This window comes from Nonomuraea sp. NPDC050691 (assembly GCF_040654455.1).
Classification (GTDB): domain Bacteria; phylum Actinomycetota; class Actinomycetes; order Streptosporangiales; family Streptosporangiaceae; genus Nonomuraea.
This window is the reverse complement of sequence record NZ_JBFAIA010000375.1, coordinates 1-1,335: the sequence shown is the minus strand read 5'-3', so window position 1 is coordinate 1,335 and position 1,335 is coordinate 1. Positions and strand designations below refer to the sequence as shown.

Here is a 1,335-nt window from a genome sequence, read left to right as displayed (position 1 = left end):
CCTGCCAGGAGCCGACGGCGCGCTCTCCCTCAGCCGTACGCACGTAGACGGTGCCGTCGTCGTCTACCCGGCCCCACGGGTCGGTGCTCACCGTGTCCTCCCGCACTTTCCATCAGACCCTTCGGGACATGCCGTCCCTTGTTGTATTACGTCAGCTCTTGCCAGCTATTGTCACGTCTTTGATTTCGACGGTTTCCTTAGGTGCTCCCGTGCCGTCCCCGGCGTCACCGATGACGCCTGCCTTGTTGACCTTGTCCAGGATGTCGAGCCCCTTCGTGATCGTACCCACCGGCGTGTAATCCGGGGTAAGCCCGATATCGCCGTACACCAGGAAGAACTGGCTGCCCGTGCTCCCCGGCGCCTGCGTCTTGGCCATCGCCATGACACCGCGCTTGTACGCGGCGCCCTCGAGGTTCTCCTCGGCCATCACGTAGCCGGGGCCGCCGGTGCCGTCGCCGCCGCTCTTGCCGTCGGCCTTGGCCGTCGGGTCGCCGCACTGCAGCATCGGGAACTTCTCGCTGCCCAGCCGGTGGCACTTGCTGCCGTCGTAGTAGTTCTTCTTGGCCAGGAACGCCAGCGAGTTGACCGTGCAGGGCGCCTTGGCGTTGTCGAGCGTGACCTCGATGTCGCCCAGGTTGGTCTTCAGGGTCATCGTCCTGGTGGCGGGCTTGAGCGACACCTTGGCCGGCGGCATGCCGACGTCCTTGACGTTGCCGCCCGCGGTGTCGGCGACGTACCCGCACGTGCCCGTCTTCGGGTCGTACGGCTTGGCCTGGGCGGCGGGCGAGGCCGAGGCGCTCTCCTGGGGCGCCGAGGTGTTCTGCGCCGAGGCGGTGGGCGTGGCCGCCGCCTCCTTGGCGGGGTCGCCGCCCAGCAGCGCGACCGCGGCCACGATGCCACCCACCACGACCACGACCCCGACCGTGGAGCCGATGATGGCGGCGCGCTTGGCCTTCTGCTCACGCTCGATGCGGCGCTGCATCTGACGCTCGTGGTGCTCGCGCGCCAGCTGCTTCTGCCGGTCCTTCCCCGTGGCCACCGCTTTGCCTCCCATAGTCAATCAACTGAGGTGGGCGAATCGTATCGGCCAACGGGCAATGATTCGCAGCCCGGCGACCCGCACCGGTACCCTTCGGTTACATTCCCATTGGCTTTTTTGACGAGATCACCTGAGGCAGATGCTCATCGCAGGCTTCCCCGCAGGGGCCTTCCAGACCAATTGTTACGTCATCGCGCCCGCCGCGGGCGAGGAGTGCGTGATCGTCGACCCTGGTCAGGACGCCGTGGACGGGGTCGACGAGCTGCTGCGCGAGCACCGGCTCAAGCCGGTGGCGG

The 1,335-nt window shown here is 67.3% G+C and carries 2 protein-coding genes; one reads left to right on the top strand and one right to left on the bottom strand.

Translation table 11 applies throughout. The features are described 5' to 3' along the window. Window positions 1-151: 151 nt before the first annotated feature. Complete coding sequence (locus AB0H81_RS44885) at window positions 152-1,039, bottom strand: peptidylprolyl isomerase (protein WP_358388744.1); 888 nt, start codon at window positions 1,037-1,039, stop codon at window positions 152-154. Window positions 1,040-1,178: 139 nt separating this feature from the next. On the opposite strand from AB0H81_RS44885, the gene AB0H81_RS44880 reads away from it, so the two are divergent. Next, window positions 1,179-1,335: MBL fold metallo-hydrolase (locus AB0H81_RS44880; RefSeq protein ID WP_358388747.1), on the top strand; the 157-nt coding region annotated here is incomplete at its 3' end.